Source organism: Streptomyces sp. NPDC048277 (assembly GCF_040652235.1).
Lineage (GTDB): Bacteria > Actinomycetota > Actinomycetes > Streptomycetales > Streptomycetaceae > Streptomyces.
On the sequence record NZ_JBEZLQ010000004.1, the window covers coordinates 499988 to 516410 of the forward strand.

Below are 16423 nucleotides of genomic sequence, written 5' to 3' on the forward strand. Positions count from 1 at the left end.
CGCGACTTGTGAGGCACCCCACATCATTCCCTTGCATGGTCCACCACCGGGCGTGGCACACTGGCCCTGTACCAGAAGCAGCGCACTCCGGGGTCGGTGAAAGTCCGAACCGGCGGTTACAGTCCGCGACCCGTCCGCTTCCAGCGGCCGGTTGACCAGGTGAAATTCCTGGACCGACGGTTAAAGTCCGGATGGGAGGCAGTGCGCGGCGGGCGAGCATGTACCTGTGCGCGCCGCCGTATCTGGTCTCGTCCGTCACGGACGGGACCTTGTCGGCGTCGCCCCCGGTGTGCTCACCCGTACATTCTGTCGTCCGTCGACAGGCCCCGGAGTCCGTGCCCCGTTGAGGCAGGAGGACCCGGGAAGTGTTCACCGGAATCGTCGAAGAGCTGGGTGAGATCACCGCCGTCGAGAATCTCGGCGACGCCTCCCGTTTCCGGCTCCGTGGCCCCGTAGTGACCCAGGGCGCACAGCACGGCGACTCCATCGCCGTGAACGGCGTCTGTCTGACCGTCGTGGAGCACGAGGGCGACGAGTTCACCGCCGACGTCATGGCGGAGACCCTGAAGCGTTCCTCCCTCGGCGCCCTCGGCGTCGGCTCCCGCGTCAACCTGGAGCGCCCCACCGCGGTCGGCTCCCGCCTCGGCGGCCACATCGTGCAGGGCCACGTCGACGGCACCGGTCAGGTGCTGGCGCGCACGCCCTCCGAGCACTGGGAGATCGTCAAGGTCTCGCTCCCGGCCGACCTCGCCCGCTACGTCGTCGAGAAGGGCTCCATCACCGTCGACGGCATCAGCCTCACCGTCGTCGAGGCGGGCCCGGACTACTTCACCGTCAGCCTCATCCCCACCACCCTCGACCTGACCACGCTCGGCCTCAAGCAGCCCGGCGACCCGGTCAACCTCGAGGTCGACGTCGTCGCCAAGTACGTGGAGCGGCTGCTCGCGAGCACGCAGGGAGCGGGCCGGTGAACTGGCTCAACTCCGAGGCGTTCACCATGTTCGGCCAGCACATCCTCTGGTCGGACATGATCGGCAACATCCTCGGCCTGATCGCCCTCGCCCTGGGCTGGCGCCGCAACCTGTGGAGCTGGCCGGTCCAGTTCGCCTCCGGCCTGATCCTCTTCGGCGCCTTCTTCGGCCACCTCACCGGCAGCGCCGGCAAGCAGGCCGTCGTCATGGCCGTGGCCCTGTACGGCTGGTGGCAGTGGAACCGCGACAAGGGCCAGGGCACCGATGGCCACATCACCCCCCGCTTCGCCACCTGGCGCGAGCGCGGCGCGATGGTCGCCGCCGCGGCCGTCGGCACCGTCGCCGTAGCGATGCTCTTCAAGGCCTACCCGTCCCTGTCCTGGGACCCCTGGCCCGACGCCTACATCTTCGTCGGCACCATCGTCGCCATGTACGCCCAGGCCCGCGGCATGGTCGAGTTCTGGATCGCCTGGCTCCTGGTCGACCTGGTCGGCGTCCCGCTGAACTTCACCAACGGCTACGCCTTCTCCGGCTTCGTCTACGTCATCTACGGCGCGCTCGTCCTGTGGGGCATGCGCGACTGGTGGCTGCGCTCCCGCCAGGGCACGCGGCCCGCTCTGGAAGGAGCACCCGCATGACCGCGGCACCCATCCTCTACAGCACCGACGGCATGGACGACCTCACCCTCGACCCCGTCGAGCAGGCCATCGCCGACATCGCGGCCGGCCGCCCCGTCGTGGTCGTCGACGACGAGGACCGCGAGAACGAGGGCGACCTCGTCATCGCCGCAGAGAAGGCCACCCCCGAGATCATCGCCTTCATGATGAGCGAGTGCCGCGGTTTGATCTGCGCCCCCATGGAGGGCGAGGAGCTGGACCGGCTCCGGCTGCCGCAGATGGTCGACGACAACACCGAGTCGATGAAGACCGCCTTCACCGTCTCCGTGGACGCCTCCGCCGCGCACGGCGTCACCACCGGCATCTCCGCCGCCGACCGCGCCACCACGCTCCGGCTGCTGGCGAGCGGGGACGCCGAGCCGTCGGACTTCGTCCGCCCCGGCCATGTGTTCCCGCTGCGCGCCCGGCCCGGCGGCGTCCTGACCCGCAACGGCCACACCGAGGCCGCCGTCGACCTCGCCCGGCTCGCGGGCCTGCGCCCGGCCGGCACGATCGTCGAGATCGCCGGCGAGGACGGCCGGATGCTCCGCCTCCCCGAGCTGATCCCGTTCGCCCGCAAGCACGGCCTGACGATCATCTCCATCGCGGACCTGATCACCCACCGCCGGGCCGCCGAGCCCACCGTCCGCCGCGAGGCCGAGGTCAACCTGCCCACCGGGCACGGCACCTTCACGGCGTACGGCTACCGCTCCACCACCGACGGGGTCGAGCACGTCGCCCTCGTCCACGGCGAGATCGGCGACGGCGAGGACGTCCTGGTCCGCGTCCACTCCGAGTGCCTCACCGGGGACGTCTTCGGCTCCGCCCGCTGCGACTGCGGGCCCCAGCTCGACGCCGCCCTGGACCGCATCCAGGAGGAGGGCCGGGGGATCGTCGTCTACCTGCGCGGACACGAGGGCCGCGGTATCGGGCTGCTGTCCAAGCTGCGCGCGTACGAACTCCAGGAGCGTGGCCGGGACACCCTGGACGCCAACCTCGAACTCGGCCTGCCCGCCGACGCCCGCGACTACGGCGCCGGCGCCCAGATCCTGGCCGACCTCGGCGTGCACAGCGTGCGCCTCATGACCAACAACCCCGACAAGACGGACGCGCTGCTCAGCCATGGCCTCAAGGTCAGCGGCCGGGAGCCGATGCCCGTACAGGCGGGCGAGCACAACCTCCGCTACCTGCGTACCAAGCGGGACCGGATGGGCCACGACCTGCCCTGGCTGGACACGGCGGCCCCGCTGTCCAGTTGCGGCAACCAGTAACAGAACAGCACTGAGGAGAGACGTGAGCGGCAAGGGTGCACCGGAACTGTCCGTACGCAATGTCAGCGACCTGCGGGTCGCCGTCATCGCGGCCCAGTGGCACGAGAAGGTGATGGACGGACTGGTGGACGGCGCCCTGCGCGCCCTCGGCGACCTGGGGATCGACGAGCCGACCCTGCTCCGGGTCCCCGGCACCTGGGAGCTCTCGGTCGCCGCCAAGGTCCTCGCGGGCCGTGGCTACGACGCGGTGGTCGCCCTCGGTGTCGTCATCCGCGGCGGCACCCCGCACTTCGAGTACGTGTGCCAGGGCGTCACCCAGGGCCTCACCCAGGTCTCCGTCGAGACCGGCGTCCCCGTCGGCTTCGGCGTACTCACCTGCGACAACGAGGAGCAGGCCCTGGACCGGGCAGGCCTTGAGGGCTCCCACGAGGACAAGGGCCACGAGGCGGTGACGGCCGCGGTGTCGATGGCGGCCACCCTCCGCTCAGTATCTGAACCCTGGCACTGAGCGAGGCGGCATTTGGCGTAGTCTGGCGCTCACCATGTCCAACAAGACTTTCGAGGAGCTCTTCACCGAGCTCCAGCACAAGGCCGCCCACGGCGACCCCGCCACTTCCCGCACCGCAGAACTGGTCGGCAAGGGCGTCCATGCCATCGGCAAGAAGGTCGTCGAGGAGGCCGCCGAGGTCTGGATGGCCGCCGAGTACGAGGGCAAGGAAGCGGCCGCCGAGGAGATCTCGCAGCTGCTCTACCACGTCCAGGTGATGATGGTCGCCCGCGGAATCTCGCTGGACGACGTCTACACCCACCTGTAAACCATCTGCCGCACCACCCCCTTCAGAGCAAAGGAAGCCGACCTCATGCTGCGCATCGCCGTCCCCAACAAGGGTTCCCTCTCAGGCCCTGCGGCGGACATGCTGCATGAGGCCGGCTACCGGCAGCGGCGGGAGTCCAAGGAACTGCGCATCGTCGACCCGGTCAACGACGTCGAGTTCTTCTACCTCCGCCCCCGCGACATCGCGATCTACGTCTCCTCCGGCCGTCTCGACATCGGCATCACCGGCCGCGACCTGCTCGTGGACTCCGGCGCCAACGCCGAGGAGATCCTGCCGCTCGGCTTCGCCCGCTCCACCTTCCGCTTCGCCTCCAGGCCCGGCGAGGCGAACGGCCTGGCGGACCTCAAGGGCAAGACGGTCGCCACCTCCTACGAGGGCATCGTCGCCAAGCACCTCGCCGACAGCGGCGTCGACGCCTCCGTCGTCCACCTGGACGGCGCCGTCGAGACCGCCATCGAACTGGGCGTCGCCGAGGTCATCGCCGACGTCGTCGAGACCGGCACCAGCCTGCGTAATGCCGGCCTGGAGGTCTTCGGCGAGCCGATCATGAAGTCCGAGGCGATCGTCGTCCGCCGCACCGGCGCCGACGCCGAGGAGCCCAAGGTCCAGCAGTTCCTGCGCCGCCTCCAGGGCGTCCTGGTCGCCCGGACCTACGTGATGATGGACTACGACTGCCGGGTCGAGCAGCTGGAGAAGGCCGTAGCCCTCACCCCCGGCCTGGAGTCGCCGACCGTCTCCCCGCTGCACAACGAGGGCTGGGTCGCCGTCCGCGCCATGGTCCCCACCAAGGACGCCCAGCGCATCATGGACGACCTGTACGACCTCGGCGCCCGCGCCATCCTGACCACGGCCATCCACGCCTGCCGCCTCTGAGGGGCACGCGAGAGATGTCCGAGCTTCCCGCACTGCCCGTCACCTTCCGGCCGGGCCTCACCCGGGTGATCCTGCTCACCGCGGGCATCGCGATCTTCGCCACCATCTCCGGGGTCGCCCTGCTCCTCGAGCAGCTCGGCCCGGGGGAGAAGCTCAGCTTCGTCGTCACCGGCGCGCTGATCTTCTGGGTGCTGGCCCGGCTGGCCCGGGTGAAGGTCGTCGCCGACGAGTCCGGGGTCACCGTCGTGAACATCGCCGGCAGGCGGCACCTGGAGTGGGCGGAGATCCTCCAGGTGAACCTCCGCCCGGGTGACCCGTGGGTGTTCCTCAACCTCAGCGACGGCACCAGCCTGCCCGCGCTCGGCATCCAGCCGGGCATCGCCAAGCAGCACGCCATCGCCGACGCCAAGGCCCTGCGGGCCCTCGCCGAGGCCCGTGCGACCCACGACCCCGAGCGGCATCAGGGCTGAGATCACGCAACTTCGGGGCCACCTCCGGGTCGTCGACCCTGCCGCATCGGCCCATGTCTTGATTAATCTGTTGGCGGAGGCTTTTCACGTCCTGCCTCCACCCCTGTGGCGCGCCCCGCGCACAGGGGTTCCTGCTACCCGAGGAGTGACCCTCTCCGGCGATGGACGGATCGTCCTGTAGTACCTGCGCCGCCCCCTCCCGACATACCGCGGACCTCCCATTCGAGGTCCGCGACGGATCGGAGGCGGCGGCATCATGACCACCCCTCTGCTGCTCCTGGCAGCCGCGCTCCTGCTCATCCTGGCCAACGGCTTCTTCGTGGCCGCGGAATTCGGCCTGGTGACCGTCGAGCGACCGGAGGCCGAGAAGGCCGCCGCCGACGGCGACAAACGCGCCCGTACGGTCGTCGAGTCGCTCAAGGAGCTGTCCTTCCAGCTCTCCGGCACCCAGCTCGGCATCACCATCACCTCGCTGGTCGTCGGCATGCTCGCCGAACCGGCACTGGCCGAGCTGCTGCGCGGCCCGCTCACCGCGACCGGCCTGCCCGAGGGCGCGGTCTCCGGTATCGCGGTCGTCATCGGCATGCTGCTCGCCTCGGCGATCCAGATGGTGATCGGCGAACTCGTACCCAAGAACTGGGCCGTCTCCAAGCCCCTCCAGGTCGCGCGCTTCGTCGCCGGCCCGCAGGCCCGCTTCTCGCGCCTGTTCCGCCCGGTCATCGCCGCGCTGAACACGGTCGCCAACCGGCTCGTCCGCGCCCTGGGCGTCGAACCCACCGAGGAGCTGGCCTCCGCCCGCACCCCCGGCGAGCTCGTCTCCCTGGCCCGGCACTCCGCCCAGGCCGGCGCCCTGGAGCAGGACACGGCCGACCTGTTCGTCCGCACCCTGTCCCTGGGCGAGCTCACCGCACAGCACGTGATGACCCCCCGGGTGAAGGTCAGCGCGCTCCAGGACTCGGCGACCGCCGAGGACGTCGTCAACCTCACCCGGGCCACCGGCCTCTCCCGCTTCCCGGTCTACCGGGAGAAGATCGACGAGATCGTCGGCATGGCCCACCTCAAGGACGCGCTGGCGGTCTCCGTGCACGAACGCCTGCACACCCCCGTCGGCCGTATCGCCCGCCAGGCGCTGCTGGTGCCCGAGACGCTCCCGGTCCAGCCCCTGCTGGCCCGGCTGCGCAGCGAGCAGCCCATCGCCGTCGTCGTCGACGAGTACGGCGGCACGGCCGGCCTGGTCACCCTGGAGGACATCGTCGAGGAACTCGTCGGCGAGGTCCGCGACGAGCACGACAGCCTCGACGCGCCGGAGCTCGCGGCCGCTCCGCCGCAGGACGGCAAGCCCGCGTGGGACGTCGACGGCAGTGTCCGCGTCGACATCCTCCAGCGGATAGGCCTCGACGTGCCCGAGGGCCCCTACGAGACGGTCGCCGGCCTGGTCGCCGACCTGCTCGGCCGGATCCCGGCGCCGGGCGACCGCGCGGAGCTGCCCGGCTGGCGGCTCTCGGTCCGCCGGGTGGGCCACTACCGCGCCGAGCGTGTCCGCCTGGTGCGTACGGCCCCCGCCGTCGCGGAGGCCGCCCGATGAGCGTCCTCCAACTTGTCTTCGCCGGACTGCTGGTACTGGCCAACGGCTTCTTCGTGGGCGCGGAGTTCGCTCTCGTCTCCGTCCGCCGCAGCCAGATCGAACCGCTCGGCACGGCCCGGGCCCGCCAGGTCCTCTACGGCCTGGAACGGCTCCCGCAGATGATGGCCGCGGCCCAGTTCGGCATCACGGTCTGCTCCCTGACCCTCGGCGCGGTCGCCGAGCCGACGGTGGCGCACCTGCTGGAGCCGCTGTTCGAGGCGGTCCACCTCCCGGACGGCATGATCCACCCGCTGGGCTATGTCATCGCCCTGGCCGCCGTGGTCTTCTTCCACCTCGTCATCGGCGAGATGGTGCCGAAGAACCTGGCGATGGCGGCGCCGGAGAAGGCGGCGCTGTGGCTGAGCCCCGGCCTGGTGGCCTTCGAGCGGGTGTGCCGGCCGATCACGGTCGCCCTCGGCGCCTGCGCCCGGGGCATCCTGAAGCTCTTCCGAGTGGAGCCGAAGGACGAGGTCGAGGCCGTCGTCACCAGCGAGCAGCTCAACCGTCTCCTGGAGGACTCCGGCCAGGCCGGACTCCTCGACCCCGAGGAGCAGGAGCGCCTGGAGGACGCGCTGGAACTGGGCTCCCGCCCGGTGACGGACGTCCTGCTGCGCCGTGAGTCCCTGATCACGGTCCCGCCATCGGTCACGCCGGGCCAGATCGTCGAGCTCACGGCCCGCACGGGTTACTCCCGCTTCCCGGTCGCGACCGAGTCCGGGGCCTTCATGGGCTACGTGCATGTGAAGGACGTACTGGACCTGGAGGACTCCGACCGAGCGGTACCCCAGCAGGTGTGGCGCCCGATGACGACCCTCCGCGCGGAGCTCCCCCTGGACGACGCGCTGACGGTGATGCGCCGAGCGGCCACGCACCTGGCGCAGGTGGCCGACGGGAAGGGCAGGGTGCTGGGGCTGGTCGCCCTGGAGGACGTACTGGAACTGCTGGTGGGCGAGGTGACGGACCCGGCACACCGGGAGCGGCCGCCGGCGCGGACCCCGGAGCCGCGGTCCAGTGGTGAGCCGGAGGAGGTCATGGCCGGCTGAGGTGGTGGGGGAGCTGCGGGCCGGTGGGAGCCGGTCGCGCAGTTCCTCCCCCAGCCTTCGGCCGGGGGTACCCCCAGCGCCCCTCACGGGGCGCCGCACTCGCCCCGCCTACATACCGGCCGCCGGATCCTGCGGGCCCCGTCCTGACAGGACTTCCCCGTACGCCTGCATCAGGTCCGGCAGTCGGAGCGTCGCCAGGTCGTCCCGCGACAGCAGACCCGGATATGTCGACAACCGCAGATCCCGGTACGCGCAGCTCTTCTCGTACAGCGTCCGCAGGAACCGGCCGTTCCCCAGCTCGTCGATCCACCCTTGATCGACCACGTGCCCGGCGATCGACCGCAGCTCCTCCAGCGCCTCCTCGTCCCAGACGTCCCCGTTCTCCGCGGCCAGCACCTCGCCGATCGAGGTCAGTTCGAGGGGGCGGTAGGAAGGGAAGTCCACGCGGGTCGTGAAGCGCGAGGAGAGGCCGGGGTTGGCGGCCAGCAGCCGGTCCATGCCCTCCGGGTAGCCGGCCAGGATCACCACCAGGTGGTCGCGGTTGTCCTCGGCCCGCTTCAGCAGCACCTGCAGCGCCTCGTCACCGTAGGCGTCGCCCTTTCCGTAGCCGGAGTTGGAGAGGGAGTAGGCCTCGTCGACGAAGAGCACCCCGCCGATCGCGGAGTCGATCAGTTCGTTCGCCTTCACGGCGGTCTGGCCGAGGTACTCGCCGACGAGATCGGCCCGCTGCGCCTCCACCAGGTGGTCGCCGCCGAGCAGGCCCAGGGCGTAGAAGACCCGCCCGAGAATGCGGGCGACCGTGGTCTTCCCGGTACCCGACGGCCCGGAGAAGACGAAGTGGCGTTTCGGCGGCTGCACCGGCAGCCCCTGCCCGGCCCGCAACCGGGCCATGTTCAACTGTGCGGACAGCGCCTTGACCTGGCGCTTCACGGGCTCGAGCCCGACCATGCGCTCGAGTTCGGCGAGCGCCTCCTCGAGTAACGCGGGGTCGGTCGGCCCGGCGGGCAGCGGCGGCGACGGCACGACCTTCTCGCGCACCGCGGGGTCGATCACCGACGGCATCGCCCCGGCCGGCGGCTCCGGTTCCCCGAGCCGCAGATCGCGCCCCTCCGTGCCGAACAGCGGGTCGAGCATGTCCGGCCCGTCCATGACGTCCTGCCCGGCGCCGGTGAGCGTGATCGCCGCGAGGTCGGCGGCGTCGTCGTACCCGTCGCCCTCGGCTATCGCGGCCAGCCGCGCCGAGGTGTCCATGAACGCGGGGTCGACCCGGTGCACGGCCCGGTAGAGGGGGAGCGCGGCGGCGCTGCGCCCGGTGCCCTCGTGGGCCCGCGCCAGCCAGTAGCGCAGCTCCTTGCGCTGCGGCTGCTCGCTGCGGCAGCGCATCAGCGCGGCGGAGAGATGCGGTTCGGCCTGGCCGTACATCTCGAGGCGGACCCGGGCCATCCCGCCGAAGAGGCCCGCCTCGATGCCGAGCATGGGGTCGTCGATGAGCGGGTCGGTGTGCCGGACCAGCTGTTCCCAGTCCTTGACCAGATAGGCCCGGCAGGCGTGCAGGAAACGGACCTGCGGGTCGGCGTCCACCGGCGGCAGCCCCGCGAGGGCCCGGTCGAGCTCCGGGACATGCCGGCCGTCCAGCCAGTGCGATGCGTGCGCGAGCAGCAGATCGCGCGGGCTCTCCAGCACCGGCTGCACCCACCAGCCCAGCCAGTACCAGGAGTTGAGCGTGCGCCGGTGCCGGCCGCGCTGTTCTCCGAAGCGGTCCCGGTGCCGGAACATCCGCAGCAGCGCGGTCGTCGTGTCCACGCGCAGTGCGTGCAGCCCGAGCCAGCCGTCGGCCATCCCCGGATCCATCCGCACCGCGGCGCGGAACTCCTCCTCCGCCTGCGGATAGGCGCCCATCGTGTAGGCGTCCACGCCTCGCAGCCAGGCGAGGTCGGCCGGGGCCTCGGGGCCCTGCATGCCGAAATCCATCACGTCCCCCACAAACCGTGCCCCCGTGGTTGGCCCCCGGGCTCCCCCCGATGGCCGCCGTTGGTCGAACCGCTGTGCCGCGGACCGGAGTTGCAGGTGCGCGAAGCAGCCGTTCGAAGGTCGCACCGAGGGCATCGTACCTGCGCTTCCACCACCCTTCGAAGGGTGCCGCACAGGCCGTTTGGCGAGGTGGGGGCAGACGGGGCGCACACGGCACGGTGACCGAGGGTGAGCGGGGGAGTGCACGCGGCGCACACAAAAGGGGTAAAGGGCAGAACGAAGCCCCCGATCACGGGGGAACAACCGGGGGCTTCGCGTCTGCAGGGCGGCTCCCAAGGGCCGCACATTGAGAACGTAAGACCTGTACGGCCCCCGGGTCAAGCCGAGTTGAGGTACTCGGGCAACTTGTCCGGGGCGCGCCTTCACAAGTTCAGCACACTGCGGACGGTCCGTCACGGTGGGTGACCTTCTGGTCCGGTCCAATCGCCTTCATAGGGCCCGGGAGTACCTCGTACCCCTTTTGTGACTGTGTCACCAGGAGGTCGGCATACGGCCTGGAGGGGTCCTCGGCGAAGTGCGCGCGTTCCGCTCCGACCCATTCGACCCAGAAGTCCCGTTGTTCCGCGCCGTCCCGCAGTCTGCCCCGCGTCCAGGACTCGTCGTACGGCACCTCCATCCACAGCAGTCGCGCCAGGTGCGGGCGCAGCGCCCGGCGGCCGGCGCCGACGCCCTCGACGAGGATCACGGGGGCGGGCGGCAGCGGGCGGGGCGGGCCGAAGCGGCGGGCGCGCCAGTCGTAGGGGGAGTAGTGCGCGGTCTCGCCGCGGCCGAGCGGCTCGATCACCTGGGTCAGCAGCCGGCCGGTCCAGGCGAACAACTCCTCGTGGCTGGCGATGTCGTCGAGGTGGAGCACCGGCGCCCCGCCCAGCGCGACGGCCAACCGCCCGGCGAACGTGGTCTTTCCGGAGCCGGCGTGTCCGTCGACGCCGACGAGGCGGACCGGGCCGCAGGAGGGCGGCAGGGCCTGGAGCGCGGAGGCGAGTCGGTGAATGACGATTCCCGAGGTGTGCTGCGGTGTGGGGCGTTTTCCGGAAACAGTCTAGTAGCGCGGCGCATAGCGGGCGTTCGCGGCCCCGGAAAAGTAGTGGCTTGAACTATTTTTGAGTCGTTCTCAACCGTCCTCGCCAATATTTCCGACGGGTTGACCGATATGTCGACCAAGAACGTTCCCGGCGTGCCCGCCGCTGAGTAGGGTGCCTTCTGCGCGACTGCGAAGCGTCGTACGGGGACGGACAGGGGAAGATGGCCGCGGAGTTATTCGAGGGGCACTATGTATGGCACCCGGCGGCCGATGACCGCTTGCTCGCGAGCGTATGCGTGGACGTGCGCGCCGGGAGATATCTGAGCGCCCGCGAGGCCCTGGCCGAGACCCGTTCCGACTTCGCCCTGCGCGCCCACCGCTCCCTGGTCCTGGCCTCCGAGGCGGCCGGCACCGATCTGGTCGAACGCTGGCTGGCCGAGGAGCCGGGCCCCGAGTCCACGCTGATGTGGGCCCGGGTGGCCGTGCAGCGGGCGATCCGGGCGGCCGACGCCCGCGACGAACGCGCCGAGGCGCTGGAGCGGATCGCCCTCGCCGCCTGCGACCGGGCCGCCGCCACGGACCCCGCCGACCCCACGCCCTGGGCCGCCAAACTGGCCATGGCCCGGCTGCACCGCCCGCACGACCCCGCCCCCGCCGGCCTGCTGACCTCCCCGCCCGGCCCCTGGCGGCTGTTCGCGCGCGTCCTCGCCCTCGACCCCTGGCACCGCGAGGCCCACCACCGCTTCCTGTCCTTCTTCTTCACCCGGTACGGCGGCTCGGTCAACGCCGCCTGGGACGTCGCCGCCTACCTCGGTCAGCGGGCCCCCGCCGACTCCGCGTTGCGGCTGCTGCCGCTGGTGGCCCTGGTGGAGAGCCACAACCCGACCCGGCTGCTCGCCGAGCATGTCTGGGAACAACCCCAGTGGCGCGGCCTCGCGCTGTCGACCTACCGCAACTGGCTGCCCACGATGGCCGGATACCGCTTCACCCCGGTGCTCGACCTGGCCTACCTGGCCCACGCGCTGGTCATGGGCCGGTGCGAGTTCGAGGCCCGGGCGGTCTTCACGGCCGTCGGGCCGTACGCCTCACGCATGCCCTGGAGCGTCTTCGGCGAGCCCGCCGACCAGCTCTCCCGCGCCCGCCGCGCCTGCGGCCTGCCCGTCCCCTCATAGAGAGACCCTCAGAGAGAGAAAGGCCGGTAAGTGTCAGAACGCACAGCGGACTCCGCCACCCTCGACGACGACGCGACCCTGCACGCGATGGGATATCCGCGGAAACTCACCCGCCGATTCCAGGCATTCGACAATTTCGCGATCTCCTTCACCATCATCAACGTCCTCTCCGGAATTTTCTCGTCCTTCGGATTCGGTATGAACGCGGGCGGCCCCCGCATTCTCGTGTTCGGCTGGATCGGCGTCTGCGTGATGGTGCTCTGCATCGGAGCGGCGATGGCGGAAGTCGCCTCCGCCTATCCGACGAGCGGCGCGCTCTATTTCTCGGCCGGCAAACTCGCCAAGCGGCACAAGGGCGCCTGGTCCTGGTACACGGGCTGGCTGAACTTCGTGGGCCAGATCGGCGGCACGGCGGCCACCGGCTACGCGGCCGCCACCTTCATCCAGGCCTTCATCGCCCTGCAGTGGCCCTCGTACACGCCGACCGCCCACCAGACGGTCCTGATCACGGCCCTGATCATCGTGCTCCAGGGGCTCGCCAACACCTACACCGTCCACCTCGTCGCCGTACTGAACCGGATTTCCGTGTGGTGGCTGCTGATCGGACTCGTGGTGATCGTGAGCACACTGATCGTGATGCCGGACCACCACAGGTCGGCGTCCTTCGTGACGCATTTCGTGAACAACACCGGTTTCACCAACGGCCTTTACGGCGGCTTGCTCGGCCTGCTGGTCACCAGCTGGACCTTCACCGGCTTCGACGGCAGCTTCCACATGTCCGAGGAAACGGTCCAGGCGACCGTGAACGCCCCCAAGGGGATCACGCGTTCGATCGGTTATTCGGCGATCACGGGCCTCGTCCTGATGCTCGCGCTGGTGTACAGCATCGGCGACTACGACAAGGTGGCGAGCTCCTCCGCGCCGCCCGTGCAGATCCTCATCGACGGACTCGGCATGGGCTGGGCCAAGGCGATGCTGCTCGTCGTCATCGGCGCCATGCTCTTCTGCGGCCTCGCCAACCTCACCAGCAACACCCGGCAGATCTTCGCCTTCTCCCGAGACGGCGCCATGCCCGGCTCCCGCCTCTGGCACTCGGTCTCGCCCCGCACCCGTACGCCCGTCAAGGCCGTGTGGCTCGCGGTGGCCTGCTCCGTCGCCCTGGTGGTGCCCGGCTGGTGGTCGCACACGGCGTTCACCGCGATCGTCAGCGTCAACGTCGTCGGCCTGTTCCTCGCCTACGCCGTCCCGGTGTTCCTGCGGCTGCGGCTGGGCGACGAGTTCCAGCCGGGCCCGTGGAACCTGGGGCGCTGGAGCAGGCCGATCGGCTGGCTGGCGGTGACCTGGATCCTGCTCAGCAGCGTCCTGTTCATGCTCCCGCAGGCCTCGCCGATCACCGTCGACACCTTCAACTACGCGCCGATCGCCCTGGCCGTCGTCCTGGTCGTGGCCACGGTCTGGTGGTTCGCCACCGCCCGCCGCCGCTTCCAGGGCCCGGTCAGCTACGGCCGCCCCGACGAGGTCGCCGCGATGGACCTCATCTGACGCGTCCGACCCTCCGAAAAGCGGCCCCGGTGCACGGCGCCGGGGCCCTTTCGGTGGACCAGACCAATATTGGTGGGCGTGGCATGGGCGGAAGTGCTGGCAGGGGCATGGCGGCTGTTCCATAGTTGGCGCACTGACTTGGACCAGCTCCGACTCGTACCCCTGGGGGTCCCCCACCGATGAGCAGAGCCGAACAGCCGTCCCGCAGAACCGTTCTGGCAGCCGCGGCCTCCGTCGCGGCAGTGGCCGTGGCCGGGGGAGTCGTCCCCGCGGTGCCCGCGGCCGCGGCGCCGGAGACCGAGGCCGACGAGAGCCGCGGCCGGGCCGAGACCCGGCCGATCGACTACCGCTCCTGGACGACCTACAGCGACTGGCGGACCGGTACCGCCAAGGGTGCCGGGGCCGTCGCGGGGGACCGTCCCGGCCTGGTGATCGGCACCCCGGCCGGCACCACCGCCTACACCGACCCCCACACCGGCACCAAGGCCACCTGGGAGTACGCCACCTGGACCGGCCCGGTGCACCAGCTCGCCGTCCCCGCCACCGAGACGATCGCCTCCTGGAACGCGGACACCCCGGCCGGCACCTGGATCCAGGTCGAACTGCACGGCACCTACTCCGACGGCACCGACACCCCCTGGTACGTGATGGGCCGCTGGGCGGCCGGCGACCAGGACATCAAGCGGACCTCGGTGGACGGCCAGACGGACGGCAAGAGCACCATCTGGACGGACACCTTCGCCGTCGACGACGCCACGACCGGCCTGCGCCTCACCTCGTACCAGCTGCGCCTGACCCTCTACCGCAAGCCCGGCACCAAGCTCACCCCGACCGTCTGGCGGCTCGGCGCCATGGGCTCCGACATCCCGGACCGCTTCACCGTCCCCGCCTCCACCCCGGGACTGGCCCAGGAACTCAAGGTCCCGCGCTACTCGCAGGAGATCCACAAGGGCCAGTACCCCGAGTACGACAACGGCGGCGAGGCCTGGTGCAGCCCCACCTCCTCGCAGATGATCGTCGAGTACTGGGGCGCCCGCCCCACCGCCGCCCAACTGGCCTGGGTCGACCCCTCGTACGCCGACCCCCAGGTCTGCTACGCGGCCCGCTACACCTACGACTACCAGTACGGCGGCTGCGGCAACTGGCCGTTCAACGCCGCCTACGCCTCCACCTACAAGGACCTCCAGGGCGTGATAACGCGACTGGCCTCCCTCACCGACCTGGAGACCCTGATCGCGGCGGGCATCCCGGCCATAACGTCACAGTCGTTCCTGTCCTCGGAGCTGACGGGCGCCGGGTACGGCACCTCCGGGCATCTGATGACCGTGATCGGGTTCACCGCGGAGGGCGACGTGATCGCCAACGACCCGTTCTCGGCCGACGACAACGCGGTCCGGCGGGTCTATCCGCGGCGCGAGTTCGAGAACATCTGGCTGCGCACCAAGCGGTACAACGCCAGCGGCAAGGTCGCCTCCGGCACCGGAGGAGTCTGCTACCTGTACTTCCCGGCCTGCCCGAGCCCGAGCCAGCTGAAGGCGCTGGACGCGGTGGGCGTGCGCTGACCAGGCACGACAGCGGCCCCCGGGTGCTCCGGGGGCCGTTCTCCTGTGACCAAGCTCTCCGCCGCAAAAGCCGCAATCGGTGGCATGGTGGACGACATGACCACGAACTCCGCCACCGCCGCCCGTGCCCGCACCGGCGGCCCCGAGGACCACGGCCCGAAGGCACTGGAACACGTCATGGGCTGGACGCTTGTCGTGGTCATCGCCATGCTGGTGACTCAACTCGGGCTGCTGTGACCTGATCCACGACCCGAGCTGACATACTGCGGATGTCCCGCAGCCCGTTGAGACCAGGGTCGAAATTGAATATCAGTCAACAGCGTGCCGCCGCCCGTCCCCGGGCGCGCGGCACTGAGCGCTCAGTGGCTCGTCGTGCCGAACTCATCGCCATCGGGCGGAAGTTGTTCGCCGACACCTCCTACGACGCGCTCTCCATGGACGACATCGCCAGGCAGGCGCATGTCGCCAAAGGGCTGATCTACTACTACTTCCAGTCCAAGCGCGGCTACTACCTGGCGATCATCCAGGACTCCGTCGCCGACCTGGTCACCTTCGCCGCGAGCGGGCTGGAACTGCCCCAGGTGGACCGAGTCCACCGCACCATCGACAGCTACCTGCGCTACGCCGAGCACCACCAGGCCGCCTACCGCACCATCGTCAGCGGCGGAGTCGGTTTCGACACCGAGGTGCACGCCATCCGGGACGGAGTGCGCGAGGCGATCGTGGCCACCATCGCCGAGGGCGCCTACGGCCGCACCGACATCGCCCCGCTCGCCCGGATGGGCCTGCTCTCCTGGCTGTGCAGCGTGGAGGGCGCCACCCTCGAGTGGATCGACCGCCCCGGGCTCTCCCGCGACACCATGTGCGAACTGCTGGTCAAGACGCTCGGCGGCACCCTGCGGGCCATCGAGGAACTCGACCCGGCCTACCGGGCCCCGGCGCCGGCCCGCCGGGACGCCTGACACCACAAGGGGCGGAGGTCTCGTGGTACCCCCGCCCCGAGTCCCCCGTGACCGGGGTCGGTTGAAGGCCCTGATCGGCTCACCGTGCGTAGTGTCGCCGAGTCCCCGGAGCGCGCGCCGATTGGCATGAACGCGGTAAAGCATTGGTCATGGACATTACGAGGACTGGACCAGTCAGGTCAATGGTTCGGACCAATTTCGGGACTGGCGAATGTTGTCCTGGAATTAGCGAAGTAAGCGGTCGTTAACTGGTGACGGGAGGTCCCCGATCGGGCATACTCACTGCGCAGCCGCAGGTCAGCCGCTTCCGAGACCCGGAAAAGCTCACCTCGGCCGCACTCGAACGACAGGCGGAGCCGCCCCTACCCGAAGGGCGGCGGCCGCCGGCG

Annotated in this window: 16 protein-coding genes and 1 riboswitch; of the genes, 14 read left to right on the top strand and 2 right to left on the bottom strand. The window is 70.4% G+C overall.

The features are described 5' to 3' along the window. Window positions 1-78 precede the first annotated feature (78 nt). Window positions 79-209: riboswitch (FMN riboswitch) on the top strand. A 156-nt stretch (window positions 210-365) separates the two neighbouring features. The 9 genes from AB0D85_RS12605 to AB0D85_RS12645 all read left to right on the top strand — a co-directional run bounded on the left by AB0D85_RS12605 (window position 366) and on the right by AB0D85_RS12645 (window position 7744). Beyond that, window positions 366-971: a riboflavin synthase gene (locus tag AB0D85_RS12605; protein ID WP_362317791.1), complete on the top strand. Its 606-nt coding sequence runs from the start codon at window positions 366-368 to the stop codon at window positions 969-971. After that, the gene (locus AB0D85_RS12610) at window positions 968-1609 is read left to right on the top strand and encodes a nicotinamide mononucleotide transporter family protein (RefSeq protein WP_362317794.1); all 642 of its coding nucleotides are present in this window, start codon (window positions 968-970) and stop codon (window positions 1607-1609) included. Before AB0D85_RS12605 ends, AB0D85_RS12610 begins: the two co-directional genes overlap by 4 nt. Beyond that, a complete protein-coding gene (locus AB0D85_RS12615) occupies window positions 1606-2898 on the top strand; it encodes a bifunctional 3,4-dihydroxy-2-butanone-4-phosphate synthase/GTP cyclohydrolase II (RefSeq protein ID WP_362317797.1) in 1293 nt (430 codons plus the stop codon). The genes AB0D85_RS12610 and AB0D85_RS12615 overlap by 4 nt, the downstream gene beginning before the upstream one ends. Window positions 2899-2920: 22 nt before the next feature. Next, a complete protein-coding gene (gene ribH, locus AB0D85_RS12620; RefSeq protein WP_362317799.1) occupies window positions 2921-3406 on the top strand; it encodes a 6,7-dimethyl-8-ribityllumazine synthase in 486 nt (161 codons plus the stop codon). A gap of 34 nt (window positions 3407-3440) precedes the next feature. Continuing rightward, entirely contained in the window at window positions 3441-3713 is a 273-nt protein-coding gene (locus AB0D85_RS12625) for a phosphoribosyl-ATP diphosphatase (protein WP_362317802.1), read from the top strand. Between the two features lie 45 nt (window positions 3714-3758). Next, window positions 3759-4607: an ATP phosphoribosyltransferase gene (hisG, locus tag AB0D85_RS12630; RefSeq protein WP_362317805.1), complete on the top strand. Its 849-nt coding sequence runs from the start codon at window positions 3759-3761 to the stop codon at window positions 4605-4607. 14 nt (window positions 4608-4621) lie between these two features. Further along, entirely contained in the window at window positions 4622-5077 is a 456-nt protein-coding gene (locus AB0D85_RS12635; RefSeq protein WP_362317808.1) for a PH domain-containing protein, read from the top strand. A 256-nt stretch (window positions 5078-5333) separates the two neighbouring features. Next, window positions 5334-6662 (top strand): hemolysin family protein, encoded by a 1329-nt coding sequence (locus AB0D85_RS12640; protein WP_362317811.1) that lies wholly within the window; start codon window positions 5334-5336, stop codon window positions 6660-6662. Then, window positions 6659-7744 carry a hemolysin family protein gene (locus AB0D85_RS12645; RefSeq protein ID WP_362317814.1) on the top strand — a complete coding sequence of 362 codons (1086 nt, stop codon included), beginning with the start codon at window positions 6659-6661 and terminating at the stop codon, window positions 7742-7744. Before AB0D85_RS12640 ends, AB0D85_RS12645 begins: the two co-directional genes overlap by 4 nt. Before the next feature lie 108 nt (window positions 7745-7852). On the opposite strand, the gene AB0D85_RS12650 is transcribed toward AB0D85_RS12645, so the two are convergent. Both AB0D85_RS12650 and AB0D85_RS12655 read right to left on the bottom strand, forming a co-directional pair. After that, complete coding sequence (locus tag AB0D85_RS12650; protein ID WP_362317816.1) at window positions 7853-9715, bottom strand: AAA family ATPase; 1863 nt, start codon at window positions 9713-9715, stop codon at window positions 7853-7855. A 430-nt stretch (window positions 9716-10145) separates the two neighbouring features. Beyond that, window positions 10146-10766 (bottom strand): hypothetical protein, encoded by a 621-nt coding sequence (locus tag AB0D85_RS12655; protein WP_362318017.1) that lies wholly within the window; start codon window positions 10764-10766, stop codon window positions 10146-10148. 251 nt (window positions 10767-11017) lie between these two features. Here AB0D85_RS12655 and AB0D85_RS12660 point away from each other — a divergent pair, with 251 nt between their 5' ends. The 5 genes from AB0D85_RS12660 to AB0D85_RS12680 all read left to right on the top strand — a co-directional run bounded on the left by AB0D85_RS12660 (window position 11018) and on the right by AB0D85_RS12680 (window position 16034). Further along, window positions 11018-11968 (top strand): hypothetical protein, encoded by a 951-nt coding sequence (locus tag AB0D85_RS12660; protein WP_362317819.1) that lies wholly within the window; start codon window positions 11018-11020, stop codon window positions 11966-11968. A gap of 87 nt (window positions 11969-12055) precedes the next feature. After that, window positions 12056-13510, top strand: coding sequence for an amino acid permease (locus AB0D85_RS12665; protein ID WP_362318020.1), 1455 nt, complete (start codon window positions 12056-12058; stop codon window positions 13508-13510). 179 nt (window positions 13511-13689) lie between these two features. Beyond that, window positions 13690-15072, top strand: coding sequence for a peptidase C39 family protein (locus AB0D85_RS12670; RefSeq protein ID WP_362317821.1), 1383 nt, complete (start codon window positions 13690-13692; stop codon window positions 15070-15072). Between the two features lie 96 nt (window positions 15073-15168). Beyond that, complete coding sequence (locus tag AB0D85_RS12675; protein ID WP_362317824.1) at window positions 15169-15309, top strand: SCO1431 family membrane protein; 141 nt, start codon at window positions 15169-15171, stop codon at window positions 15307-15309. Between the two features lie 65 nt (window positions 15310-15374). Then, window positions 15375-16034 (top strand): TetR/AcrR family transcriptional regulator, encoded by a 660-nt coding sequence (locus AB0D85_RS12680; protein WP_362317827.1) that lies wholly within the window; start codon window positions 15375-15377, stop codon window positions 16032-16034. The last annotated feature ends 389 nt before the right edge of the window (window positions 16035-16423 follow it).

What these genes read in the sequence shown, in the direction of transcription:
- AB0D85_RS12665 (WP_362318020.1), top strand. Translation starts at nt 12,056, where the DNA reads ATGGGATATCCGCGGAAACTCACCCGCCGATTCCAGGCATTCGACAAT.
- AB0D85_RS12645 (WP_362317814.1), top strand. Translation starts at nt 6,659, where the DNA reads ATGAGCGTCCTCCAACTTGTCTTCGCCGGACTGCTGGTACTGGCCAAC.
- AB0D85_RS12615 (WP_362317797.1), top strand. Translation starts at nt 1,606, where the DNA reads ATGACCGCGGCACCCATCCTCTACAGCACCGACGGCATGGACGACCTC.
- AB0D85_RS12675 (WP_362317824.1), top strand. Translation starts at nt 15,169, where the DNA reads ATGACCACGAACTCCGCCACCGCCGCCCGTGCCCGCACCGGCGGCCCC.
- AB0D85_RS12635 (WP_362317808.1), top strand. Translation starts at nt 4,622, where the DNA reads ATGTCCGAGCTTCCCGCACTGCCCGTCACCTTCCGGCCGGGCCTCACC.
- AB0D85_RS12670 (WP_362317821.1), top strand. Translation starts at nt 13,690, where the DNA reads ATGAGCAGAGCCGAACAGCCGTCCCGCAGAACCGTTCTGGCAGCCGCG.
- AB0D85_RS12625 (WP_362317802.1), top strand. Translation starts at nt 3,441, where the DNA reads ATGTCCAACAAGACTTTCGAGGAGCTCTTCACCGAGCTCCAGCACAAG.
- AB0D85_RS12650 (WP_362317816.1), bottom strand. Translation starts at nt 9,715, where the DNA reads ATGGATTTCGGCATGCAGGGCCCCGAGGCCCCGGCCGACCTCGCCTGG.
- hisG (WP_362317805.1), top strand. Translation starts at nt 3,759, where the DNA reads ATGCTGCGCATCGCCGTCCCCAACAAGGGTTCCCTCTCAGGCCCTGCG.
- AB0D85_RS12640 (WP_362317811.1), top strand. Translation starts at nt 5,334, where the DNA reads ATGACCACCCCTCTGCTGCTCCTGGCAGCCGCGCTCCTGCTCATCCTG.
- AB0D85_RS12660 (WP_362317819.1), top strand. Translation starts at nt 11,018, where the DNA reads ATGGCCGCGGAGTTATTCGAGGGGCACTATGTATGGCACCCGGCGGCC.